General features: G+C 36.5%; 26 protein-coding genes. 17 read left to right on the top strand and 9 right to left on the bottom strand.

The genetic code is table 11. The features are described from left to right. Window positions 1-56: 56 nt before the first annotated feature. The gene (locus B9T35_RS08490) at window positions 57-917 is read right to left on the bottom strand and encodes a pirin family protein (RefSeq protein WP_086190693.1); all 861 of its coding nucleotides are present in this window, start codon (window positions 915-917) and stop codon (window positions 57-59) included. A 121-nt stretch (window positions 918-1,038) separates the two neighbouring features. Here B9T35_RS08490 and B9T35_RS08485 point away from each other — a divergent pair, with 121 nt between their 5' ends. The 10 genes from B9T35_RS08485 (at window position 1,039) to actP (ending at window position 11,980) form a co-directional block, all read left to right on the top strand. Beyond that, window positions 1,039-1,962 (top strand): LysR substrate-binding domain-containing protein, encoded by a 924-nt coding sequence (locus B9T35_RS08485; RefSeq protein ID WP_086190692.1) that lies wholly within the window; start codon window positions 1,039-1,041, stop codon window positions 1,960-1,962. 326 nt (window positions 1,963-2,288) lie between these two features. Beyond that, on the top strand, window positions 2,289-3,293 hold the full coding sequence (locus tag B9T35_RS08480; protein WP_086190691.1) for a phosphotransferase family protein: 1,005 nt from the start codon (window positions 2,289-2,291) through the stop codon (window positions 3,291-3,293). Then, complete coding sequence (locus B9T35_RS08475; RefSeq protein WP_086190690.1) at window positions 3,290-3,616, top strand: hypothetical protein; 327 nt, start codon at window positions 3,290-3,292, stop codon at window positions 3,614-3,616. The genes B9T35_RS08480 and B9T35_RS08475 overlap by 4 nt, the downstream gene beginning before the upstream one ends. Window positions 3,617-3,622: 6 nt before the next feature. Beyond that, on the top strand, window positions 3,623-4,333 hold the full coding sequence (locus B9T35_RS08470) for a histidine phosphatase family protein (protein ID WP_086190689.1): 711 nt from the start codon (window positions 3,623-3,625) through the stop codon (window positions 4,331-4,333). 8 nt (window positions 4,334-4,341) lie between these two features. After that, on the top strand, window positions 4,342-5,505 hold the full coding sequence (locus tag B9T35_RS08465) for an acyl-CoA dehydrogenase family protein (protein WP_086190688.1): 1,164 nt from the start codon (window positions 4,342-4,344) through the stop codon (window positions 5,503-5,505). A 44-nt stretch (window positions 5,506-5,549) separates the two neighbouring features. Continuing rightward, window positions 5,550-6,320, top strand: coding sequence for an SDR family NAD(P)-dependent oxidoreductase (locus tag B9T35_RS08460; RefSeq protein ID WP_086190687.1), 771 nt, complete (start codon window positions 5,550-5,552; stop codon window positions 6,318-6,320). A gap of 12 nt (window positions 6,321-6,332) precedes the next feature. Continuing rightward, complete coding sequence (locus B9T35_RS08455; RefSeq protein ID WP_086190686.1) at window positions 6,333-8,210, top strand: sigma 54-interacting transcriptional regulator; 1,878 nt, start codon at window positions 6,333-6,335, stop codon at window positions 8,208-8,210. A 163-nt stretch (window positions 8,211-8,373) separates the two neighbouring features. Further along, the gene (locus B9T35_RS08450; RefSeq protein ID WP_086190859.1) at window positions 8,374-9,987 is read left to right on the top strand and encodes an AMP-binding protein; all 1,614 of its coding nucleotides are present in this window, start codon (window positions 8,374-8,376) and stop codon (window positions 9,985-9,987) included. Between the two features lie 33 nt (window positions 9,988-10,020). After that, the gene (locus B9T35_RS08445) at window positions 10,021-10,332 is read left to right on the top strand and encodes a DUF485 domain-containing protein (protein ID WP_086190685.1); all 312 of its coding nucleotides are present in this window, start codon (window positions 10,021-10,023) and stop codon (window positions 10,330-10,332) included. Next, the gene (gene actP / locus B9T35_RS08440; protein ID WP_086190684.1) at window positions 10,325-11,980 is read left to right on the top strand and encodes a cation/acetate symporter ActP; all 1,656 of its coding nucleotides are present in this window, start codon (window positions 10,325-10,327) and stop codon (window positions 11,978-11,980) included. Before B9T35_RS08445 ends, actP begins: the two co-directional genes overlap by 8 nt. A 174-nt stretch (window positions 11,981-12,154) precedes the next feature. Here actP and B9T35_RS18770 read toward each other — a convergent pair whose 3' ends face one another. Together B9T35_RS18770 and B9T35_RS08435 are read right to left on the bottom strand one after the other, a co-directional pair. Continuing rightward, window positions 12,155-12,289 carry a hypothetical protein gene (locus tag B9T35_RS18770; RefSeq protein ID WP_265733439.1) on the bottom strand — a complete coding sequence of 45 codons (135 nt, stop codon included), beginning with the start codon at window positions 12,287-12,289 and terminating at the stop codon, window positions 12,155-12,157. Then, entirely contained in the window at window positions 12,282-13,505 is a 1,224-nt protein-coding gene (locus B9T35_RS08435) for an MFS transporter (RefSeq protein WP_086190683.1), read from the bottom strand. Before B9T35_RS08435 ends, B9T35_RS18770 begins: the two co-directional genes overlap by 8 nt. A 304-nt stretch (window positions 13,506-13,809) precedes the next feature. Between B9T35_RS08435 and B9T35_RS08430 the strand changes: the two genes are divergently transcribed. Further along, on the top strand, window positions 13,810-14,412 hold the full coding sequence (locus B9T35_RS08430) for a TetR/AcrR family transcriptional regulator (RefSeq protein ID WP_086190682.1): 603 nt from the start codon (window positions 13,810-13,812) through the stop codon (window positions 14,410-14,412). A gap of 113 nt (window positions 14,413-14,525) precedes the next feature. Here B9T35_RS08430 and B9T35_RS08425 read toward each other — a convergent pair whose 3' ends face one another. Beyond that, complete coding sequence (locus B9T35_RS08425; RefSeq protein ID WP_086190681.1) at window positions 14,526-15,644, bottom strand: OmpW/AlkL family protein; 1,119 nt, start codon at window positions 15,642-15,644, stop codon at window positions 14,526-14,528. Between the two features lie 333 nt (window positions 15,645-15,977). Next, on the bottom strand, window positions 15,978-16,805 hold the full coding sequence (gene map / locus B9T35_RS08420) for a type I methionyl aminopeptidase (RefSeq protein ID WP_086190680.1): 828 nt from the start codon (window positions 16,803-16,805) through the stop codon (window positions 15,978-15,980). Between the two features lie 221 nt (window positions 16,806-17,026). Between map and rpsB the strand changes: the two genes are divergently transcribed. From rpsB to B9T35_RS08390, 6 genes are all read left to right on the top strand, one after another. After that, window positions 17,027-17,782 (top strand): 30S ribosomal protein S2, encoded by a 756-nt coding sequence (rpsB, locus tag B9T35_RS08415; protein ID WP_086190679.1) that lies wholly within the window; start codon window positions 17,027-17,029, stop codon window positions 17,780-17,782. 140 nt (window positions 17,783-17,922) lie between these two features. Next, window positions 17,923-18,798, top strand: a complete 876-nt coding sequence (gene tsf, locus B9T35_RS08410) for a translation elongation factor Ts (protein ID WP_086190678.1) — start codon at window positions 17,923-17,925, stop codon at window positions 18,796-18,798. Window positions 18,799-19,043: 245 nt separating this feature from the next. Further along, the gene (locus B9T35_RS08405) at window positions 19,044-19,556 is read left to right on the top strand and encodes a DUF3465 domain-containing protein (protein WP_086190677.1); all 513 of its coding nucleotides are present in this window, start codon (window positions 19,044-19,046) and stop codon (window positions 19,554-19,556) included. Window positions 19,557-19,673: 117 nt separating this feature from the next. Then, a complete protein-coding gene (locus B9T35_RS08400; RefSeq protein ID WP_086190676.1) occupies window positions 19,674-20,501 on the top strand; it encodes an AraC family transcriptional regulator in 828 nt (275 codons plus the stop codon). A 70-nt stretch (window positions 20,502-20,571) separates the two neighbouring features. Next, a complete protein-coding gene (locus B9T35_RS08395) occupies window positions 20,572-21,303 on the top strand; it encodes an AzlC family ABC transporter permease (protein ID WP_086190675.1) in 732 nt (243 codons plus the stop codon). Then, a complete protein-coding gene (locus tag B9T35_RS08390) occupies window positions 21,300-21,614 on the top strand; it encodes an AzlD domain-containing protein (RefSeq protein ID WP_086190674.1) in 315 nt (104 codons plus the stop codon). The genes B9T35_RS08395 and B9T35_RS08390 overlap by 4 nt, the downstream gene beginning before the upstream one ends. Before the next feature lie 50 nt (window positions 21,615-21,664). Here the strand turns inward: B9T35_RS08390 and B9T35_RS08385 are convergent, their stop codons facing one another. The 4 genes from B9T35_RS08385 to B9T35_RS08370 form a co-directional block, all read right to left on the bottom strand. Next, complete coding sequence (locus B9T35_RS08385; RefSeq protein ID WP_086190673.1) at window positions 21,665-22,111, bottom strand: DUF962 domain-containing protein; 447 nt, start codon at window positions 22,109-22,111, stop codon at window positions 21,665-21,667. A 174-nt stretch (window positions 22,112-22,285) separates the two neighbouring features. Continuing rightward, complete coding sequence (locus tag B9T35_RS08380) at window positions 22,286-23,020, bottom strand: DUF4850 domain-containing protein (protein WP_228147107.1); 735 nt, start codon at window positions 23,018-23,020, stop codon at window positions 22,286-22,288. 36 nt (window positions 23,021-23,056) lie between these two features. Continuing rightward, complete coding sequence (locus B9T35_RS08375; protein ID WP_086190672.1) at window positions 23,057-23,824, bottom strand: DUF4850 domain-containing protein; 768 nt, start codon at window positions 23,822-23,824, stop codon at window positions 23,057-23,059. Next, window positions 23,825-25,609: an amidohydrolase gene (locus B9T35_RS08370; RefSeq protein WP_086190671.1), complete on the bottom strand. Its 1,785-nt coding sequence runs from the start codon at window positions 25,607-25,609 to the stop codon at window positions 23,825-23,827. Window positions 25,610-25,705 lie beyond the last annotated feature (96 nt).

Below are 25,705 nucleotides of genomic sequence, written 5' to 3'. Positions count from 1 at the left end.
CATAAAAAAACCCATCTTTCGATGGGTTTTTATTTTTCATTCTACAATCTGAATATTTAAGCAAAATGACCATTTTGAAAATCAACAAATGCTTGCTGAATTTCAGCTTCAGTGTTCATCACAAATGGACCATGTGCAACAATTGGCTCATTAATGGGTTCACCACTCATGATCAGTAGTTTCGCGTCTTCACTACATTCAATATCTAAAACAGATACGTCATGAGTTAAATACACGGTTTGCAGATTATGAAACTCTTGACCATCAATTTTAACTTTACCGCTTAAAACAAAGACAATATTGTTCCAAGTCGGGTTAAAGTCAAAACTTTCCTGTGCGCCAGCATTTAAGCGAACATCGAGTAAATTGATTGGGCTAAATGTTTTCGCTGGACCTTTAGCGATGCGATTCTCATGACGATATTGCCCTGAAAGTACACGAACAATCCCATTTTTTCCAAGATCAACTTCAGGAATATTGGTTTCAGTAAGCTCCTGATAACGTGGTTCAGTCATTTTGGTATGATTAGGTAGATTCACCCAAAGTTGAATCATATCCAAGTTACCGCCAGATTTGGCAAAAGCCTCAGAATGATGCTCTGCATGCATAATGCCGCTGCCTGCGGTCATCCATTGCACTTCATTTTTGCCAATTTTACCGTGATTGCCTTTTGAATCGCGATGCTCCAATTCTCCATCATAAACAATAGTCACTGTTTCAAAACCACGGTGTGGATGCATGCCTACACCACGTTGGTGCGATGTCGGTTCAAACGCATATTTTTCAGTATAGCCCATCACAATGAGTGGACTGGTTGCAGGACTGATTTCATGCATAGGCAACATTGAATTGGTTGGGAAGCCATCACCGACCCAAGTGCTACGGTTACTGGTATGTACTTTTTCAATGGTTTTCATTTTATATTCCTCAAATTTGTTTTTTGCTAACTGTTATTATTGAGGTATAAATTGAGTATTACAGACTGTAAAAAACAACAGTTAATTCTAAAAATAGGACAACCCTATGCATGGAACAAGAATGCAGAATCTAAACGATTATTACTTTTTTGCCCAAGTCGTAAAATATCAGGGTTTTACCAAAGCCAGTGAAACTCTAGGCATCACCAAGTCTAAATTATCCAGACGAATTACAGATCTCGAAAGTCGTTTAGGTGTGCGCTTAATTCAGCGAAATACACGTAAGTTTACAGTAACGGAAACTGGGCAACAGTTTTATGAATATTGTCAAAAAATCTTAGAAGATGTGAATGCGGCGGAATGTTTTATCCATAGTTCATTAACTGATGAGCCTTCTGGATTGATTAAAATTTCCTGTCCTGTCGCATTGATACAAATGCCTGTGGGAGAAATGATTGCAGATTTTATGCAGAAATTTTCTGAAGTTCAAGTCCATCTTATTGCCACAAACCGCCGAGTTAATTTGATTGAAGAAGGTATTGATTTAGCCATTCGAGTGCGTAATACACCTCTTGAAAATAGTGAATTGATCGTACGTGAATTGGATGCTTGGGAACATGTATTGGTCGCCGTACCTGAACTGTTTAAGCACTATCCAAAGCCAGAAAAGTTAGAAGACTTAGCTTTATTACCGAGTATTGGTTTTCAAGGTCCAAAACAAACATGGATGTTTCAACAATGCGGTGCTGATGATGTTTTTCAAGAGGTTGAGTTTCACCCTCGTTTAAAAACAGATAATTTTTCAGCAATGAAATCCGCATTGTTAAAAGGTGTTGGAATAGCTTCATTACCGAAAGTTTTTGTTCGAGAAGAATTAAAGACAGGGCAAGTCATAGAACTTGTACCTGAATGGCATTTACCTAAAGGTATGATTCATGTGGCGTATACATCTCGTTTAGGTATGCTGCCATCAGTAAGATTATTATTAGATCATTTGATTGAGCAGTTTAAAATGCTTGATTTAAAAGATTCTCATCATGATTAGATCTCTTGTAAAAGTCAAAAAGCGAATTTTTTTTTATAAATGAGTTGGGATAAAACGCTTTATCTGTTTCTACTTCAAAACTTGATCTTTTCCTCTTCCTGTTTTGCTGATGTGAAAGGCGAATGAAAGCATCCTATATTTGATCTGATGATTATGGATTTTTCTATAAGCATTCGTATTATATTTGAACTTAAGAATTAAAATTTTTCAAAATTGAAATGAAATTTCAAAAATGATAAAGATGGATATTGTTTAAATGTTTGAATTTAATTAATAAAGTTAAATGGCATGCTCTTTGCAATATTTGCATTAAAGGAGATTTGTTTATGGATAGCGTACAACAGCAAGATTTAAAAAAGTTATTGGTTGATCATTTAAATTTCAATCCAGCTTCTGATCTTCATATTAAAAAATTAAGTGGCGGCGCAATTCAAGAAAATTGGGCGATTTCAGGTCAAAGTAACGATTCAAAATGTGAAATTGTATTGCGTAAGAATGCTGCAACCGTTGTAGAAGCAAGTTCAGATCGTCAACAAGAATATGAATTATTAGATCGTCTGTATGAACTCAATATACATGTTCCTCAACCGCTTTTTTTTGCAAAAAAAGATAATTTTTTAAATAGTGATTTTTTCATTATGGATAAAATTACTGGGATTGCAGAAGGGCACAAACTTGTGCGTCTAAACAATGCCGAATTGCAAACTAAAATTTTGCAAGATATTGGTCAGCAGTTGGCAAATATTCATAAGATTGAGTCTGACCCTCAACTTGAAAAAATTATTCAAAAACCATCAAAAGAACATTATTTACAGAATCTTATCGATGATTCCTTGTTACAGCTTGATAAATTAAAACGCCATCGCCCTGTGCTTGAGTTCGCTTTAAGTTGGATGCAACACAATCAACCTGAAATTGATGATCTTGTCCTAATTCACGGTGATTTTCGCACTGGAAATATCATGATTGATCAGGATCATGTATCAGGGATTTTAGACTGGGAGTTTACTCATTGGGGAGATCGCAGAGAAGATATTGGTTGGTTTACAGCCAAATGTTGGCGCTTTGGTCAAAATCAGAATATTGCAGGTGGAATTGGTGCGTATAAAGATTTAATGCAGGCATATGCTCAAATCTCTGATGTTTATATTCCAGAATTTGAATTGAAGTTTTGGCATGTTTTATCACATGTACGTTGGGCAATTATTGCGATGCAACAATCCAATCGTAATGTCAATAATGATTTGCCATCACTCGAATTAGCTTTAACTGAATTTATGCTACCGCAACTTGAAAAAAATATTCTGGATATTTTAGGAGACAAAGAATGAATCAACAAAAAATATTAGAGCTGATTCATGCCAGTCAATCCACCTTGAAACATGAGTTGTTGGCAAAATATCCAGAGGCAAAATACGATGTTTTAATGCTGTTAAAGAGCATAAGTATTATTGAAAAATATATGGTTCAAGCGCAGTCTCAAGAGCAAGAAAAACTTGAGTTACTTAAAAACTATTTTAAATTTCCAGTAGAAAATCTCGATCAAAGTATGCAACAACTCTGTGCAGAAATACGAACAGATTTTGATTTTAATACACTAGAAGTATTGCAACAGTTGAATCAACTTGATTTAAAAATTACGCAAACAGGATGATGTGCTATGTCAGAACGTATTCGAATTTATTTAGTCAGACATGGACATGTTCAGTATTTTAATGATGATCAACAACCGATTAATCCTAAATATGCGCCTTTATCAAAAATGGGCGAAGAGCAGATAGGATTGCTTGCTGAGCAGTTAACAAGTATCAACATGGATGGTGTTTTTTCATCAACAATGCCACGTTCAATTCAAACAGCGGAAATATTGGCTAAGTTGCAAACGAAGCAACAGATTGAATCTTTTGATGAAATCTGTGAAATAAAATCAGGGCGTTTAAAAGATATTGATGCCGAAAATGCTGAAATAGTTATTAAAAAAGCATATTGCCATCGTCAATATTCACTTGGGAATTTTCTACAAGGAGAAAGCTGGCAGGCTTTTGAGCAACGTGTAGTTTCATGGATGGAGAAGATGCTTCTTCAACAAGTAGCGCTCAAGCATCAGCATATTTTAGTTTCATCACATGATGCCGTAAATCGTGTTCTTTTAAATTGGGCATATGGTCGAAAAAATGATGATGTTCAGGTGCAAGAACAGAATTATGGGTGTTTGAATATCATTGATTTTTTTATTGAAAATGATCAAGTGATTGAAGCTCGAATTCTGCTCCAGAACTTTACCGCACATAATATTTTAAAAATAAATGAAACACACAATGCTTTAGATGATGTGTATCACATGTATGTCAAAACAAATGGATTTAAGTGAGAAGTACTATGAAAACATTAAGTCAGGATCTCATTGATCTACAACAGAAAGTACGTAACTTTATTCAAAACATTATTATTCCTTACGAGAAAGACCCACGTCAGGACAGTCATGGACCAAGTGCGGAATTACGTGCGGAACTGATTGAGCAAGCGCGTCAGTATGATTTACTGACATCACATGCCAGTATCGAAATGGGTGGCAAAGCTTGGTCACATCTACAGAAAGCTGTGGCATTTGAAGAAGCTGGATATTCTCCGTTGGGTCCAATTGCAATGAATATTCACGCACCTGATGAAGGTAATATTCATTTAATGGACATCGTTGCCAGTGAAATGCAAAAACAGCGTTGGTTAAAGCCTTTGGTAAATGGTGAAATTCGCTCTTGTTTTGCAATGACTGAACCCGCGCCTGGAGCAGGTTCTGATCCTTCAATGCTCGTAACTACAGCCGTGCAAGAGGGTGATGACTATATTATTAATGGGCGTAAATGGTTAATTACAGGTGCTGATGGTGCAGGTTTCGCCATTATCATGGCAAAAATGGAAGATGGTTCTGCATCTATGTTTTTAAGTGATACTCATGTTGATGGTTTTATCCTTGAAAAGAATATGAATGCAATGGATTCTTGTTTTTCTGGTGGTCACGGCATATTGCGGTTTGAAAATTTAAGAGTGCCTAAAGAAAATGTGTTGGGAGAAATCGGCAAAGGTTTTCAATATGCACAAGTACGTCTTGCCCCTGCAAGATTGACGCATTGTATGCGTTGGCTTGGACAAGCACGTCGTGCACATGATATTGCAACTCAATATGCACGAGAGCGCCAATCTTTTGGGAAACGCTTAGGAGATCATCAAGGGGTTGGGTTTATGCTGGCAGACAATGAAATGGATATTCTTACCACGCGTCTTGCTGTGCATTATTGTGCGCAAGTTTTAGATGCCAATGAAAAAGGCAATTATGAATCGAGTCTTGTTAAAGTCATCAGCTCTGAAAATATTTGGAAAATCATTGATCGAAGCGTGCAAGTACTCGGTGGGCAGGCGATGACGGATGAAAGTTTAGTTTGCAAAATTTTCCAAGATGCCCGTGGTTTCCGAATTTATGATGGTGCAAATGAAGTGCATCGCATGAGTATTTCTAAAAAGCTTCTTAATCAAAAAAATCATTGAATTTTAAAAGCATCAAAATCAGAACAAGGATAGAAGGTATATAAATGAAATTATTTGATTTAAAAGGAAAAAATATCATCGTTACAGGTGCTTCTAGTGGACTTGGACAACACATTGCAGAATTGTATGCATCACAAGGTGCCAATGTGGTGATTTGTGCACGACGAAAAGATCGATTAGAGCAACTTCAAGAGAAAATTCAGCAACAATATAATGTAAAAACATATATTTATGTTTTAGATATTAATGATCGAAACGCTGTAAAAAATATGTTGAAAGATTTGGAACGTTTAAACGTTGCGATTGATGTTTTAGTCAACAATGCAGGCGTAAGTGGGAGCCAGCGCTTTCTAGATTATAAGGATGAGGATTGGGACGTTGTACTCAATACTAATTTAAAAGCACCATGGATGTGTACTCAGGAAGTGGTTCAACATATGATTGCACATCAAACTGTGGGGTCAATTATTAATATTACCTCTATATTGTCGGAATCTATTAATTTAGGTGTATCGCCTTATTGTGCATCGAAAGCAGGATTAAAACATTTAACAGAAGTGATGGCTGTTGAACTTGCACGGTTTAATATTAAAGTGAATGCAATTGCACCAGGGTACATGGTCACAGAAATTAATGAAGATTATTTAACAAGCGATGCAGGACAAGCTATTTTGAAAAAAGTGCCCATGCGAAGATTTGTTGAATTTTCCGATTTAAATGGAGCATTACTACTGTTAGCATCAGAAGCAGGTAAAGGAATGACTGGTGTCGAAATTAAAGTTGACTGTGGGCACAGTTGCGCATCAATTTCATAGGATGATTATTAAATGTTGAACCAAAAGCCGATTAATATTCTGGTCAGCTATATTAAAACACCGGGTATTAATGGCTTTCGGGAACTTGCCGAGCAGACGTTAGAGCAATTGAATTCCGATAAAATAGGTTATGTTGAATGTCATATTTCGGATGTACTTGACGTTGCTCAAAAACTGGTACAAAACGGCAGTGAAATTTTATTGTGCACAGGTGCAACAGCGCACTATTTACAGATGAAATTGGCGATTGAATTACATCCTATTCGTACTGGTGCTTTTGATGTTATTCAAGCAATTTCAAACCTAAAAAAACATCAAAAAATTGCTTTATTAGGTAATGCCACCAGTGTCAATTTAACCCAATACTCAGATGTATTTGCACTCGATATTCAGCAGTTTAGTTATGACTCTTATTTATCCGCAAAAAAAACAGTGGAACAGATTAAACTGCAAAAATTTGATGCAGTGATTGGTTCTCCCGTTGCAGTTGAGCTTGCTTTAAGTATGCAAATGGCAGGGCAATTGGCAATTAGTCAGAACTCTTTGCAAGATCATTTACTGAGCGCATTGCAACGTTTGGAGAAAATTCAACAAGAAAAGCATCATAATCAAAAGCTCACCGATATTTTTAATCATTTAAATGATGGTATTTGTTTTATCTCTGTACATGGAAATATTAGTTTCGCCAATCAATCGATGATTGCTTTACTGGGATTAAACATTACTCAAATATTAAATAAACCTGTTCATACCCTATTTAAGCACCTAGATTTAAATTTAGAGAATAGTCATCAGGTTTTATCATTGGGTTCGCGTAAACTTGCCATTCATTTAGCCAAAATGAAGAATGATCATATTGATGGTTTTATTCTGAGTGCTCAAGATTTAGATGCATTTGAACAAGTGAGTAGTGAATTTCGAAAGGTTGCATCTCGAAAATTTAATACACGCTATAACTTTTCAGATTTAGTTACGCAAGATCCGCATTTAAAGCAAAGTATTGAGCTTGCGAAGCAATATGCAAAAACTGAGACAACAATCTTAATTACAGGTGAGAGTGGTACAGGTAAAGAACTAATTGCTCAAAGTATTCATCATTATAGCTCTAGAGCCAAAGCACCTTTTGTTGCAATTAACTGTGCTTCATTTCCAGAAAGCATTTTAGAAAGTGAGTTGTTTGGTTATGAGGAAGGTGCATTTACAGGTGCGAAGAAAAATGGAAAAGTGGGTCTTATTGAAGCTGCACATAATGGTACTTTGTTTCTAGATGAAATTGGCGATATGCCCTTACATTTACAAACACGTTTCTTACGTGTTTTACAAGAAAGACAAATTAATCGTTTAGGTTCAATCGTGAGCCACCATGTAAATATTCGAGTGTTAGCTGCAACGCATTGTGATTTAGAAGAGCAAGTTAAAGCAGGTCAATTTAGAGCAGATTTATATTATCGTTTAAACATTCTTCGGGTTTTTGTTCCCGCATTAAAACAACGCCGTGTTGATATTTTACTATTGGCTGAATCTTTTCTAGCCAAGCATCAAATTCAAGTCAAAAATTTACCTGACTATCTAATCAAAGCATTAGAAAAATATTATTGGCCGGGTAATATTCGTGAACTTGAAAATATTATTGAGCGCATTGCCGTGATGTATCAGCTTGAAAATAACATATTCAATCAATCGTTTATTGAAATGCAAATTCCTGAACTTTTCCAAACGATGACCTCTATTGAACAATTAAGTCCATTAAAAGTGCTCAAAATAAATCAAGAATTGCAACTGATTGAGCAGACAATACAAGCAGCAGATGGAAATTTAGATATTGCAGCGCAGAATTTGAATATTAGTCGTACGACTTTATGGCGCAAGATGAAATTGCTTAAAGTCTAATCTATTCTAAAGCTTTAAATCCTATTTCAAAGTTGAAATTGGTTTCAGTTTTGGAATAGGATTTTTATTTATATCATGCTGAAATATAACAATAAAAATATTGGCACTATAGTTGCACAGCTTACATGATAACTCAAAAATGAAATTGTGTAAGGATAGAATAATCATGAATGGATTTATGATGAACTGTAATTTAAATATTACTTCCATTATGCGACATGCCTTGATGCTGCATGCAGATCAAAAAATTGTATCATTTAAATCAGATGGTCAAAGCTTACATCAATATACCTATAAACAAGCCTTTAAGCGTGTTTCACAGTTTGCACATGTACTTGATGTACTGCATGTTGAACAATTTGCCAAAGTAGGGACGCTGGCTTGGAATACTTATCAACACATGGAATTACATTATTCAATTCCATGTTCAGGGCGTATTTATCACACGATTAATCCGAAGTTACTGCCTGAACAAATTAAGCAGATTATTTGTGATGCGCGTAATGAAGTCTTGCTCATCGAACCTGAGAATATTGTATTAGTAGAAAGTTTTTATGATGAAATTTCAGCATTCGTAAAACACTTTATTATTTTAGGAGATATTCAACCTGAGCTTAAGGCAACATTTTCTTTTCAGTTTTATGAAGAACTGATTCAAGTACAACCCGATACTTATGATTGGCAAGACATTCCAGAGCAACAAGCAAGTGGACTTTGCTATACATCAGGAACGACAGGGCAGCCTAAAGGTGTGCTGTATTCACACCGTAGTACAGTCTTACATGCACTGATTATGAGTATGGTTGAAGTGGTTGGTTTGCATTCGGCAAGTGTGATGATGCCAATGGTGCCGTTATACCATATCAGCGCATGGGATATGCCATTCAATGCCATGCTCTGTGGGGCGAAATTGGTTTGGCCCAATCAGTTTGTAGGGCAAGCAGACAAAATGGTGGCTTTAATGCAATCACAGGATGTTGATATTTCTATGGCTGTACCAACCATTTGGACATCAATCAAAGATTATTTACAACAGAATCCAAATATTCAACTTAAATTAAAACGTGCGATTTCAGGTGGTTCTTCTGCTGCTTTATCTCTCATAAAAAGTATGCAAGAACTTGGAATTCAACTTGAAAATGGTTGGGGAATGACTGAAACGAGTTCTTTAGGTGCCATTAATCAAACTCAGTTAATTCAAGAAAATTTTGATGAGCAATCTATTAAATGTGGCCGTCCAGTTTTTGGGATGCAAATGCAATTACGCCATCATGATGGTTCTTTGGTTGAACATGATGGTATTCGTGAAGGTGTATTGGAGATCAGAGGTCATACCGTAGTTCAGCAATATATTAATACACCAATAGAAGATAAGCAGACTCAAAATCAATGGTTAGATACTGGAGATATCGCAACAATTGATTCAAAGGGTTATATGCATATCACAGACCGTGCGAAAGACATGATTAAGTCTGGTGGTGAGTGGATCAGTAGTGTTGAAGTTGAAAATGCTGCGATGGGGAATCAAAAAGTACAAGAAGCTGCGGTGATTGCAATTGCTCATCCCAAATGGGGTGAGCGTCCATTACTTGTCTTAGTTGCCAAAGATAATCAAATCGTGAGTCATGAAGAAATGACCGATTATTTATCAGATCATTTACATAAGTGGGCGTTGCCATCTGCAACGATGATAGTGAAGGAAATACCACATACACCTACAGGGAAAATAAGTAAGAAACAATTGCGAGAACAATATCAAAATTATTTCAGCAATTAGATACACATAAAATTATAGAAAAAGGACTTCAAAATGGATAGAAAAGCAGAAGCAACCATTATGGGTGATTTAAATTTTAGGACGATGGTTCGTGCTAGAAATCGATTTGCACTCATCTTAAGTATTCTAGTCTTGGTGATTTATTTTATTTTTATTGGTATTGCAAGTTTCAATCCGCAGTTACTTGCTCAGACCGTGGGTAATAGTGCAATCACCATCGGCATGCCGATAGCCGCTTTGGTGATTATCGTAAGTTGGCTCATCACAGGTGTATATATCTATGTGACTAACCGCCATTTTGATCAATTAAAAGAAAAAATTAAAAAGGAGCATCATTATGAATAAGTCCTTTTTAGCATTGAGTTTTTTACTCTTTAGCGGTCAAAGTTATGCTGCGCAAAATGGTACTGCAATGAATTGGACAGCAATTGCAATGTTTAGTGTGGTTGTTTTAATTACCCTATTTATTACTTGGAGAGCTGCGAGAAGAACACACTCAAAAGAAGATTTTTATACGGCTGGAAACTCAATTTCTGCTAAGCAAAATGGATTGGCAATTGCAGGGGACTATATGTCTGCATCCACTTTGCTTGGTGCTTCGAGTATGGTTTTCTTTAAAGGTTATGATGGATTTATTTATATTGCAGGATTTTTTGTTTGTTGGCCTATTTTGACTTTTTTGATGGCAGAGCGTCTGCGAAATTTAGGTAAGTTTACGTTTGCAGATATTGTATCGTATCGGCTTGAACCTGTACAAACGCGTATTCTTGCAACTTGCGGTTCACTTATTGTGGTGTGTTGTTATTTACTGCTGCAAATGGTTGGTGCAGGGCAATTGGTCAAGCTTTTATTTGGTATTGATTATAAAGTTGCAGTGATGCTTGTCGGTTGTCTAATGTTGGTTTATGTCATGTTTGGGGGAATGTTGGCAACAACATGGATCCAAATTGTGAAAGCTATTTTATTATTATTTGGTGGAACAGTATTACTCATTTTATCATTAAGATATTTTGGTTTTAACCTCGGTAATTTATTGGTATCCGCAGCAAAAAATCATCATTTAGGGCAAAAAGTACTTGAACCTGGTTCTATGTTGTCGAATCCCATTAATGCTTTATCGACATCAATTGGCTTAATTTTTGGTTTGGCGGGTTTACCTCATATCTTAATGCGCTTCTTTACTGTACCAAATGCAGCAGATGCACGCCGTTCAGTTTTTTATGCTTCAGGTTATATTGGATATTTCTTTATTATTGTCGTTGTATTTGGTTTTGCAGCAATTTCAATCATCGGAACGAATCCTAATTTCTATGTTGGCGGCAACCTCGGTGGAGATCTTATTGGTGGTTCAAATATGGTTGCGATTCACTTAGCAGGTGCACTAGGTGGAAATATATTATTAGGTTTTTTATCGGCTGTGGCTTTTGCAACTATTTTAGCCGTTGTTGCAGGTTTAACTTTGGCAGGTGCTTCTGCTATTGCACATGACTTATTTCAAAAAGTTATTAAAAAAGGTAAGGCGACCGATAAACAAGAAATGTTGGTGTCACGATTTGCAGTTGTTGGGCTTGGAATCGTAGCAATTTCCTGTGGTATTTTATTTGAAAAAATGAATATTACATTTTTAATGGGATTAACTTTTGGAATAGCCGCTTCTGCTAATTTCCCTGCCCTGTTTTTATCGATGTATTGGAAAGATCTAACCACCAAGGGTGCTGTTTGGGGTGGCTATGTTGGAATTATTTCAGCGGTACTTCTTGTTGTTTTATCACCAACGGTATGGATAGGCGTCTTTGGTTTTGAAACGGCTATTTTCCCTTATGATAATCCTGCATTATTCTCTATGCCTTTGGCATTTATTGTGAGTTGTACGGTATCTTTAATGGATCGTAGCGAACGTGCTGCAATTGATAGAGCTGGTTTTGAACAACAAGTCGTGAGATCTGAATTAGGTGCAAAACAAGAAGATTTAGAGAAAGTACCAATGCATTAAAAATATGTGCTTAGAATAAGAGACTTTTTGCATAGCTCTTTTATTGATAAAGAGCTTATCTAAGATGTCTAATAGCGAGTAATAAATTCCAGATTGTGAAATTTATTACTCGCTATATTGATTCAGTTTTTGATTGGAGATTTTGTATCAATAGAAAGGTCTTATCTCAAAGGTTTAATGCGCACAAAAAGCCATATTGAAATATTCAAATAATTCAGGCGTATTCATCCAGAGTAGAATAGAGAGTCCTAGGAAGACGATTATGCCAATCCAAATACTAAGTTTTAACCATCCTAAGGTATCAGTCATCGACCACCGCCTTCTCATTCACAAAGAAATGTACAATTACGCCAAAAAAGCTAAGCACGATCGAACATGCCCAAATCATATTGTAATTACCCGTTATATCATGGTTTAGCCCACCGAGCCATCCACCAAAAAATGAACCGACTTGATGGGTGAAAAATACAATTCCACTGAGCATTGTTAAATATTTTACACCAAACATATTGGCAACAATACCATTGGTGAGTGGAACAGTAGATAACCATAAAAGTCCCATCACCGTACCAAAAGCATAGACTGACCAAATGGTTAAAGGTAATGCTAAGAAAGTAATAATCGCGATACCACGTAAGCCATAAAGCCACATCAGTAAATGCGGTTTAGAAAATTTATCACCTAAATAACCTGCACCATAAGTTCCAATAATATTAAATAAACCCACCAAGGCTAAAAATATGGTTCCAGTCGATGCATCAAAGCCATGATCAATTAAATAACCTGGTAAGTGAATACCAAGAAAAACCACTTGAAAGCCACAGACAAGAAAGCCTAAACCTAACCATAAAAATGGTTTGTGCTTAAAGGCGATATTTAAAATTTGTTTAAATGTTAAAGCAGGTTTGGTCGTTGCCTTCGCATTCGGGTCAATATACATCGGTGCTTTTAATGTCCATGCCAATGGAATAATTAAAGCAACCAATATGGCACTGATGACTAACGCGGAAGACCAACCCATATTTTTAATCAAAAGTAGGGTAGTAGGTAGCATGATGAACTGACCAAATGAACCTGCAGCACTTGCAATACCCATCGCCATACTCCGTCTGGAGGGATGTGCTGCACGCCCAACAGCAGACAGCAAAACAGAGAATGAGGTCGCAGAAAGTGCCATACCAATGATGAGCCCAGCACTTAGATCAAGTAGCCAAGCACTAGAACTGATAGACATGAGCAATAAGCCGATGACATAAAGTACACCACCAATCGCGACAACTTTTTTACTGCCATATTTATCTGCTAAAGCGCCAGTAAACGGCTGAACTGCTCCCCAAAATAAGTTTTGCATCGCAATTGCTAAGCTAAAGACTTGATGGCTCCATCCAAATTCATGGCTCATTGGAACAAGATATAAACCAAAACCATGTCTAATGCCTAAAGAGAGCGCTAGAATAAATGCGCTACCAATCAACATGATAATTAAAGTTTTGGAAAATTTATTCGCTTGTACATCTGCTTCCATACATCATCCTTTTTGAACGGGTATACAATTATCTTCTGCTTAGAAAGTAATTTTTATCAGTTAATATCTTGAATAAATTCTTTTAATTTTTCTTCAAGAAGAAAAATTAAGTTTGTAAAAACTGATGCAAGATATTGAGTCAACCTAAATTCAGTAACTTATTGCCCTATTGAATAGATCAATGTAATTTTCTGATCAAAAAATGTTAAAGCACACATTAAAAATAGATTATATTCATAATCTATAATAAAATGAAGATATATTATTTCAAATTTAATGATTTATTTAATTGGGAATTAGGTCTATGCCACGTGTTTCAAAGCAACTCGCTGCTGAAAATAAAAAAAATATTGAAAAAATGAGTTCGCATTTACTCAGAGATAAAGGTTTTGGGGTAAGTGTGACTGATTTAATGCATGCAGTTGGGCTTACGCATGGTGGTTTTTATAAACATTTTCAAAATAAAGATGAGCTGATAGACATCGCATGCAAGAACACATTTGATCAATCAACTGCTAAATGGAAAAAAATTATTCAAGAGTCAGATACAGAAAAAATGGCTTTAGATACCATTGTTGAACGCTATTTGAGTGAAAAAAATCTTGAAAACCCAAGTCAAAGTTGCCCCTTATCAACACTCACCATTGATGTTGCTAGAGAAGAAAATGATAAACCTGTTAAACAATCATTTGATGATGGAATACAGTCTTTACTTAAGATTTTAACGCAACTTGAAAATGCTGATGATCAGAATCAAATCAGTGAGGAGGCGATTGTGAAACTCAGTTTACTTTCTGGTGCGCTTATCCTTGCGCGTTCAGTGAATCATGATTTGGCTTTAAATATTTTAGATTCAGTTAAACAATTTTTATTTAATCAAAATGCGACCATCAATGATCGCACGTAATAATTTTCAAGGAAAGTTGATTAGCAATCGTATCTAGCTTTTCATTTTCCGTGAAGGATAAAAAGCTAGATGCTTCTTATATGAGTGATCTAGTCTAAATATGGTCTCTATTTTTAAAAACGATAACCAACACCCATATACGTCAAAATAGGGTCAATATCAATTTTCGTGGTTGCATGAATAAGTTGATTTCCCGTGTGATTATCGACAACATCAATGTTGGTATTGTTATTCAACTTGGCATAAGAAACTGAGGCAACAGCAAACCAATTGGGTTTAAAGTCATAGGTAAAACCTGCTGTGACGATGGGTGCCCATGCATCTTCTGCATCAAGTTTAACCTTTGGGTCAGCTGATGAATTTACTTTATCTAAGGCTTGTCCTGCTTTGCCATCATTAATATTCTGAATCATATGGCCTGCTGCAACTAAGTCTGATTCTATACTTGGATTTACTTTAAGGTCATTAAAATAAGCGTACATGACACCGACCCCTAAATAAGGTCGAAACTTATTAACTCCAGACTTGCCGAATTGGTAATGGAGTTCAACAGCAGGTGTCCAAGCTCGTGCTGATGCTGCCGAACTTTGAGAGGATAGATCGGTAATTGGAATATCTTGCTTTAAAGGTAATTCACCAATAATGGCGCCTAGACCCCCAGGTTTGGCTGATCCACTCAGATGCGCTGTAATCTCACCTTTGCCTTTAATATCGACTTTTGGTGGAATGCCTGCTTTTACTTCTAATGAAACATGATCTGTGAAATGATAGTTAGAAATGATACCTAAAGTATCGACATTGTCTGCTTCTAAACCAGTACCTTCTGCTGTCCATTGTGAGAGACCATTCAGCGTGGCTTGTCCTGCAACTTCGGGTTTTAAATAACGCACCCCATTTTCATCTTTATCTGAAATCGTCCCTGCCAATATTGAATTTAAAACTCCTTCGAGTACTTTCTTTTTCTCAGCACCAGTTTCAGTTGAAGTATCAATTGCATTGAGGACAGAATCTGCTTTGACTCGACCTACAGCACTTTGTTTTCCTTCTGGGATTGTCGTACTGATATTAAATGGATTGGCTTTGCCTTGAGGCATCACATGCAGCCAACCTGCTGAAACTGAAAAACGCTTAAAATCATCACCATCTTTAAAACTAAAATAAGGTGAATCAGCATGGCTTAAAATGGGTAAGGCAAGGCAAGAAGCAGTTAACCAACAGATAGATTTTTTCATAGTAGTGGACTCCATGTCCTTTTATTGATGCTCATTTTTATGCGTATTTATTATTAAAATATTCATGCAATTATTTATGTTGATTTTGATAGGACTTTTTTAAGAAGATGTTAATTTCTTATATTTTTATCAGCTAAATCGTAAGAAAAATGCCAAATTTGTAAGCAAGTTACTTTTGAATTACATGAATATGATCGTTATATAGGTTGATTGTTTTTATTAAAATCAGAAATTTAATCCCTTATAGCTATGCTCAAAAATGCTAAAAGCAAAAAAAGGGTCACTTGACGTGACCCTTAAAATATTTTTCTAGGTTAATTCAGCCTATGATTTTTACTGATTAAAACGAGATAAATCTTCTTCCGGACGTGCAGTCAGAACTTCAACACCTGTTTTAGTGACCAGTAAAGTATGCTCATATTGTGCCGATAAAGTATGGTCTTTCGTCACAACAGTCCATTTATCACCGAGCAATTTGGTTTTCCAATCACCACCATTGACCATCGGCTCAATGGTAAAAGTCATGCCTTCTTCTAAAATCATGCCTGAGTTTGATTGACCGTAGTGCAACACTTGTGGTTCATCATGAAATACAGTACCAATCCCATGACCACAGTATTCACGTACAACACCAAAGCGTTCAGACTCAACATATTTTTGAATCGCATGACCGATATCACCAATGGTTGAACCTGGTTTCACTGTTTCCATACCACGATACATGGCTTCTTGAGCAACTTTACATAAACGCTCTGCAAGAATAGATGTTTCACCACCAACGATGTACATCATATTGGTATCGCCGTGATAACCATCTTTAATAACAGTAACGTCAATGTTTAGGATGTCACCTTTTTTCAGAATTTTACTTTCAGATGGAATGCCATGACAGACGACGTGATTAACAGAAGTACAGATTGAATGTTGGAAAGGAGCACGACCTGGTGCACCGCCATAGCCTAAACAAGCAGGAATCGCTTCTTGTACATTCACAATATAATCATGACAAATCGTATCTAATTCTAGTGTTGAAACACCTGGTTTAATATGCGGTTTGATCATATCTAGAATGTCTGCCGCCAGTCGTCCTGCTGTACGCATTTTTTCAATTTCATCTGGAGTTTTAATTAAACGACGTGGTGCTTCATAAGTACTATTCATGATCTTTAAAAACTTTTGGAAATTTATATGTGACTATGGTATAAATAGCCGCCCAATTTATCAAATGCTTTTTCGTGACATTCGTTAAGAATGTTCTATGGAAGACATTGATCGGGGTATTTTTTAAAATCCGCACATATGTCGTCACATTTCTCTGGGTGCCTGAAAGGGTGGAGGATGCGGACATATGGAGGCCTAACCCAAACTTTAAGGTAAAGAAAATGGCAGATTACAACGTAAGCATGCGTGACCTTCTTCAAGCAGGCGCGCACTTTGGTCACCAAACACGTTTTTGGAACCCAAAAATGCGTCAATATATTTTTGGTGCACGTAACCGAATTCACATCATTAACCTTGAGCACACTGTTCCTGCGTTAAATGATGCTTTGAATTTTGTTAACAACCTTGCTAGCAAAAAGAACAAAGTATTGTTCGTTGGTACTAAACGCGCTGCTTCTAATATCATCCGTGAACAAGCTCAACGCGCTGGTCAACCATATGTAGATCACCGTTGGTTAGGTGGTATGTTGACGAACTGGAAAACTCTTCGTCAATCAATCAACCGTTTAAAAGACCTTCAAACTCAATCTCAAGATGGTACTTTCCTTAAGCTTACTAAACGTGAAGCTTTAGAGCGTACTCGTGAGATGGAAAAACTTGAACGTGGTTTAGGCGGCGTTAAAAACATGGGTGGTTTACCTGACGCATTATTCATCATCGATGTTGATCATGAAGCGATTGCAATTAAAGAAGCTAAGAACCTTGGTATTCCTGTAATTGGTATCGTTGATACAAACTCTAACCCAGATAACGTAGATTACGTTATTCCAGGTAACGATGATGCGATCCGTGCCGTAACTCTTTATGCTTCTGCTATGGCTGATGCGATTATTGCTGGTAAAGAATATGCGCAAACTCAAGCAAATGCACAAGCTAAAGGCGAAGAAGCTGCTAAAGAAGCAGCTCCTGAGGCTTAATGCGTTTTGACGTGATTTTGTCATTTTTGCGACATGTAATGGTGGCAAATTAAGCGTCAAGCAAGCAAAACGGCCCAGAGAAGACTTTGGGCCGTTTTTGTTGATCAGATTCATTTTTCTACCGAATTTAGGAGAACAACATGACTGCAGTTACTGCGAGCATGGTAAAAGAATTACGTGACCGTACTGGTCTTGCAATGATGGAATGCAAAAAAGCTTTGACAGAAGCTGATGGTGACATCGAATTAGCGATTGATAACCTTCGTAAATCCGGTCAAGCTAAAGCTGCTAAAAAAGCAGGCAACATTGCAGCTGACGGTGCGATCACAATCGTTCAAGAAGGTAATAAAGCGATTTTAGTTGAAATTAACAGCCAAACTGACTTCGTTGCTAAAGATGAAAACTTTGCTGGTTTCTCAGCTAAAGTTGCTGCTGCTGCATTGGCTGCAAATGAAACTGATGTTGCTAAAATTGCTGAATTAAAACTTGAAGATGGCACTACTGTTGAAGAAGCGCGTATTGCTCTTGTTCAAAAAATCGGTGAAAACATCCAAGTTCGTCGTGCAAAAATTGTGACTGGCGATAACTTAGCTGTTTACAAACACGGTTTAAAAATTGGTGTTGTTGTATCTTACACTGGTGATGCTGCTACTGGTAAAGGTATTGCAATGCACGTTGCTGCATTCAACCCAGTTGCTGTATCTGCTGAAGGTGTTTCTGCAGATCTTATCGCTAAAGAAAAAGAAATTGCTGAAGCGAAAGCGATCGAATCTGGTAAACCAGCAAATATCGTTGAAAAAATGGTGACTGGTTCAGTTGAGAAATACTTGAATGAAGTTGCACTTGATCGTCAAATGTACGTGATTGACAACGACAAGAAAGTTGCTGATGTATTGAAATCTACGGGTACAACTGTTGTTGAATTCGTTCGTTTCGAAGTAGGCGAAGGCATTGAGAAAAAAGCAGAAATGAGCTTCGCTGAAGAAGTTGCTGCTGCTCAAGCTGCTGCAAAATAATTTGTACTGAATCAGTATGAATGATAAGAAGCCCTCGATTTAGAGGGCTTTTTTTTGTATTAAGATATTGAATAAAAATAGATATTTTGCTTAGTTGTTATTAAATACTTTATTTTTTGCTTTAAAAAAAAGCAAAAGTCTTTATGCAAGAAGCTTTATGTACGGAGTGTTTTTTAATAACATTGAGGGTATTTTATTGAGTAGAATAAAATATAATTTCAGTGTAATTAAATAGAATTATTCTTATGGCAAATAAAACAAATTTAGGGATCAGTGCTGTTATCGGCTTACTTTTAGCTGCATATTTAGGTTTTGATGCTAATCAACATAAAACTGATGCATCTTCACAGCAAGCCAATATCAGTCAACCAAATTCAGCCAATACTCAAACTGTCGATGTGGGGCAGAGCAGTCAAAGTCAGCACGGTTTAGAGGTTATTCGTAAAGCCTATGATAGTAAGTTAAGCAATGTTCAAGTGCAATCTTTTGGTCATGTGAAAGCTGTTTTACGAGATGATAATGAAGGTTCGCGCCATCAAAAATTTATTCTAAACTTAGACAATGGTTTAACTGTATTGGTTGCACATAATATTGATTTAGCACCTAAAATTGAAAATTTACGTAAAGGTGATTTAGTCGAATTTTTGGGTGAATATGAATATAGCAATCAAGGTGGTGTAATTCATTGGACGCATCGTGATCCGCAAAAAAGACATCCAGCTGGATGGTTAAAGCATAATGGAAAAACCTATCAATAATTTCAACTCAGCTTTTAGCTGACAAAAACAGATTCCCTCTGAGCATAGCAATTTTGTTCTATACGTTTTTTTGAATCATGTTATTTTAAAATATGTTGAATCAATTTGAATATGAAAATGCTGGAGCAAGCTAACTTTCTACATGTGAAAGAATTGGGTGGTTTGGAATTACTCAAAGCGCGTTATCATCAAAAGCAATTTTCTAAGCATGTCCATGAAGGCTATTGCATTGGGGTGATTGAGGAAGGTGCTCAAAGTTTTTTTCGTACAGGTCAGCTACACACCGCACCGAAGGGCGACATTATTTTGGTGAATGCAGATGAAATTCATACAGGATCATCTGCTGTGGAGTCGGGTTGGGGTTATCGTGCGATTTATCCAACACCTGAAATGCTGTTTGATATTAGTCAGGATTTTTTTACCCTTAAAAATAGTGTGCCTTGGTTTCCCACTGCGGTTGTTCGTGATTTAGGTTTGGCTCAACAACTTTGCTTACTTTTTGATTTATTAGAACAAAAAGAAAATTCATTATTAAAAGAAAGTATGTATTTATCCACCATCGCGCGTTTAATCAGTCGTTATGGCAAAGCTAAATTGACACCTACAGAGTTACCCGAAGCTCAGAGAAAAATAGAAGTTATTAAAGACTTACTGAGCAGTTCACCTGAGCATGATTATTCTTTATCAGAATTAGCCGCTTATGTGGGCTTAAGCCCTTGGCATTTTTTACGAGAATTTAAAAAATATACAGGGTTACCACCGCATAGTTGGTTGGTGCAATTGAGATTGCAAAAAGCACGACAATTATTAAAGCAAGGTCATAACATTGCAATTACAGCCCAAAATAGTGGTTTTTCAGATCAAAGCCATTTTAATCGGCACTTCAAAAAAGCAATGGGAGTAACACCTTCGCAATATATGCTGAATTTTAAATTGATCACATAGCAATTTTATTCAAGCCATCTGATAAAAAAATGATGACACTGATGCTTATCTTAAAAAGTATGTATATGTCATGGAACTACAGACCAAAGCCTTGGATGATTGTCCTTTACCCAATAAAGCAACCCATTTAAAAGTATTTTACCAAGGTGCTTTTGATATTTTACCGCTTTCAATTGCAGTTTTACCTTGGGGGATATTGGCTGGCTCAATGGCAGTCAATGCAGGTCTAAGTTTTGCCCAAGCTTTTGCAATGTCCGCAGTTATTTTTGCTGGAGCTGCACAGCTGGTCAGCTTGGGGTTAGTGATGTCTGGGGCTTCATTTTTTACCATTGTTATTACGGTCTTTTTTATTAGTGCTCAACATTTTATTTATGCCTTAAATTTTCGACAGGACGTAATGTATCTACCTTTAAAAAAACGTTTAGTACTTGGTTTTTTACTTACAGATGAATTATTTGCCGTGGGCATTGCACAGAAAGCACAGCGTTCTTTTGCCTATTTATTGGGTGCAGGTTTATGTTTTTATTTGGCTTGGTGCTTATTTAGTTTACTTGGGATTTTTCTCGCAAATGTGATTCCTGATTTAGAGCGCTTACATTTGGATTTCTCAATTGTTGCAGTTTTTATTTGCATTATTGTTCCTATGATTAAGAACCGAGCCACTTTAATGGGAGTGATGACCACCCTTATTTCGGCTTTGGTCTTTCATCATCTACATATAGAAGCAGGCACTGTGTTTGCAGGATTGTTGGGAATGTTTACGGCAATGTGTACAGCAAAATTATTGGAGCGTAAAGAATGACTTGGATACTTTTACTGACTTTAGCTTGTGTTGTATTTTTCAATCGTTATTTTTTTCTAGAACCGAATATCTCTGTTCGTTTGGCAAAATTTGCACAACAGATGTTGAACTATTCAGCACCATGTTTGCTTACCGCTATTTGCACACCGATTATCTTTTTTAATGGAGAGCAATTACGTTCATTACCTTTAGATCCCTATTTTTTAACCGCCATTTTATCTGTTATTTTTGCTGTGCTTTTTAAGAAAATATTGTTGAATCTAGGGCTAAGTTTATTGAGTTTTTACCTGTTGAATTACTTTATTCACTGAATAAAATGAGGCTAAGTATCCTAAAAATATTTAGCCTATTCAAAATAGCTTTAAACAGCCACTAGTTGGCGTCTTTTCCATTTAGGTAGGATTTTAGCTAAATAGGCATTCATGCACCATACAGGGCCAATAAGGAGAAATTGGAGGTCTTTAAAGAATGAAGGCTTTTTACCTTCTACTTTGTGACCATAGAATTGTCCAATCCATGACACCACAAAAACACCAATATAAAAGCCGACGCCGACTGGAAGTAAGATGATTAACCAAGCCATCACAAATAGTAGAGCAGCCATTGCAACAGCAAGCACAATGTCTAAACGGGCATAGAAAACCAAGGTTAATACAATCAGCAATGCAGTTAGCATGGCATTAAAGTGCGCCAAAATACCAATGATTGAAAAAAGAATGGCGGGTACACAGACCCAATGGATTGCTTTATTGGTTGGGTTTTGATGGCTTTCACTATATTCATCTAGCCATTCACTGATTGTTCTCATTTTGGCTCTCCATGCGGTTGGCTATTTTATTCATTATGTTTTGAAATATAACTGAGAAAATTTACGCGGTCAAAATTAAAACTGACTGCTGTGTTGAACAGATATTTTGCGCCAAGCTTTGCACGCTCCTTATTTTTTCTTTTAAGTAGAAATGACGAAGGTTTGTTGGAAAATCTAATGAGTGCTTTGATAAAAATTCAAAATGTAACGGGTCAATTCTTTATGCTCAGGTTTTAAAGAGACTTCAATTTTTTGAAAGTTGGTATAAGCATTTCCATCATCTTCATCCGCATAGTAGGCAATGCCATGTGTTTTATTCGGATAATGTGGAATTTGATAGCTAAAATAGACTTTATGTTTATTCACTTTTACTAAGTTTAGAAATTTATTTTTATCTTGAATAGCACCGAATTCATATTTTAAACTTTTTTTGAGTATTTCAGGAAAATACAAAGTCGCTTGATGCATACCACATCCTGCGCAAGAAGCAGTATTGTCAATCGTAATGACCTCTTGCTGATCAGGGCTAAAAAGTTGTGCCGATGCAACACCTGAGGCCCCCATACTGCTTCGAATGATGTTCCAGTCTTGAGGAACCAAAACAGGGCCGATGCCTGAGAGTAATAAAATTTTGAATTGTGTTTCATATGCTTTTGGCAAGTTGAAGTTAAATTGACAAGTTTTTGCTGTAGTACACGGTGCAATATCGTTAAAAAGACCATCACCACTAAATGGGTTATCGATTGAAACAACATAGGTGGGTATTTTAACTTGAGCATTTAATGTAGCGAAGCCTAAGTATTCAACTTTTGTTGTTTGAGTGTTTTGTTGAGTGTGATCAAATTTAGGAAATTCAGGTTTAAATGTTTCAACATTAGCAAAACACATGCTTGGAAGTAGGATAGACATCAAGAGAGTTGTTTTTATGATGGTGGGATTCATTTGTTATTCAATTGGATTGGTCAGTAAATAAAAATTTAAAATGTATTTGGCAAGTTGCTTGTGTTCAGGCTTTAAGGTCAGATTAATTTCCTTGTAATTGAAATCACCCGCGGTATAGCTTGCAACACCATGTGTTTTATTCGGATAGTTTGGAATTTGATAGCTAAAATAAGCAATATTCTTTTTCGGTTTTACAATAGTTAAAAATTTATTTGGATCTTTATAAGCACCATAATCATTGCCCAAACTTTGTTTTATCAACTCTGGAAAATAGAGTGTGGCAGGAGGTAAGCCACAACCTAAACAAGCGGATGAGTTATATAAAGTCATGGCTTCATCTTGTTTTGGGCTCATCAACAGTGTGGATGCTGTGCCATTGACGCCCATGGCGGATTGCATGATCTTCCAATCAGCAGGAACTAAAATTGTGCCAAATCCTGCGAGTGAAATCGCTTTTAATTGTTTGACAATTGCAGGCTCGATCTTAAACTTGAATTGACAATTTTGCTGGTTTTGGCAAGACGAATAATTTTTATAAAACTCGTCATCATCTGCTGTTGGGTCTGCAACAGCTACACCCAATGCAAGAATAGAAATATTATTGAGTTTTGCAGTCCCAATATTTTCAACTTTAAATGCTGAATGATATTGTCTATTTTGATCATATTTCGGAAATGAAGGTTCAAAATTTTTAATCTCGGCATGTGTACTTAAAGTACCCATACCGATGATTAATAGACTGGTCTGTCTGATGATTAGACCAAAATCCATTTAAGGATTCGCCTGATAAATCAATTTTCCTTCTTTATAGACAGAAACAATATTGATATTTTTTAGCTGATTTGTCGGCACTTTTAATGGATCATGATCTAAAACCACAAAATCTGCTAACTTTCCTGCCTCAAGTGTTCCTTTGTTTTTATCTTCAAAATATTGATAAGCCGCCCAGTCTGTGACTGATTTGAGTGCAACATAAGGGCTAACTTTCTGATCTTCGCCTAAAACTTCACCTGAACGGGTGACACGATTGACTGTTGCATCAATCACCATCATGTTACGAGGTGGAATAACAGGCGCATCATGATGCTCTGTGAAAATCATACCCCTGCGTAAAGCCGATCCTGTTGGGGAAATGCGATTTGCGCGTTCAGGTCCTAAAGTTTCATGCTTATGCCAATCTCCCCAATAATAGGTATGTAGTGAGAAGAAAGAGGGGATAAGACCTAATTCTTTCGCACGATCAAGTTGATCTTCACGCATAGTTTGTGCATGGATGATGACATTACGACGATCTTTGAGACCATATTTTTTTGTTGCTACAGCGATGGTATCAAGATATTGATCAATTGCTGCATCACCATTGGCATGTGCAAGAATTTGCCAATGATGTTCAAAAGCTAAGTTAATCGCATCTTGAACAGTTTGTTGTGAATATGCAGGATAACCACGATAGTTTTTATCCTTACCTTCAGGTGGAACAAGATAGGGTTTGGTCAACCATGCGGTTTTGCCTTGTGGAGAACCATCTAAGCTGATTTTTACCCCGCCAATACGGAAATGATTTTGATATTCGAGACTTGTACCATTTTTAAGCATGTAGTCTTTTTCATTCATGGCATCTGGATAAACAACCACATCAATATTTAACTGATTCATGGCAGCGAAACTTCGCCATAATTCAGATGTGCCATGGTCTGCACGACCTTCTTGAACGGTGGTATAACCATTTTTAACATAGGTTTGCAGTGCAGTTTTCGCCATATTTTGCATAATTTCTGGTGGAACTTTACTAAATGCGGCTCCCATTGCAGAAAACACCACTGATTCTTCCAATACTCCATTCGGTTCTTGTGAACCTTTTACTCTTCGAATAATGCCACCTTCAGGATTTGGTGTATTTTTATTAATATTTAAAAGTTCAAGCGCTTTATGATTGACCGTTGCTAAGTGACCAGATTGATGCAGAATAATTATGGGATTGGTTGTTGAAATTAAATCAAGTTCATTTGCAGTCGGATGTCTTTTTTCATTCAGTTGCGCATCATCATAACCATTGCCAATAATCCAACCAGATGTGGCTTTTATAAACTCAGGATTTTTAGCTTGCCAGTCTTTCACGGCTTGAATCAGCGAAGGAATGTCAGAAACATGACCATCAGGTTCTGGATAGAGGTTAGCAACAGTTTGTTGTAAGCCAACACTGTTGAGATGACTATGCGCATCGATAAAACCTGGGAGCATGGTTTGGTTTTTGAGGTCGACAGATAGGGTATTTTTTTGTTTTAACTTTTCGGCTTGATTTAAATCACCTGCAAATTTGATACGTCCATCTTCAACCACAAGTGCTTCAACATAATGTGGCGATGCACCTTGCATGGTGAGAATTGGACCACCATAGATAAACAATGAATTTTGAGATGATATATTTTGAGATGATAGATTCTCAGATGTTACATCTTTAGATTGTGTTGGATTGCTTGAACATCCTAAGAAAAATTGTGTAAGGATGAGAGGGAAAACTATTTTTGATATTTTGGATGGTTGTGTAAATGACATGATGACCCCCAATAATGAAAAAATAGACATCTTGCATACAACTTTTTAACTTCTCTTTCGAAGAGAACAATTAAAAGATTGTGAATATTGATGCAA

It is taken from the genome of Acinetobacter sp. ANC 3832, assembly GCF_002135415.1.
In the GTDB taxonomy this organism is placed as follows: domain Bacteria; phylum Pseudomonadota; class Gammaproteobacteria; order Pseudomonadales; family Moraxellaceae; genus Acinetobacter.
Note: the sequence above shows the minus strand (reverse complement) of the source record. Positions and strands in the feature narration are given on the sequence as shown.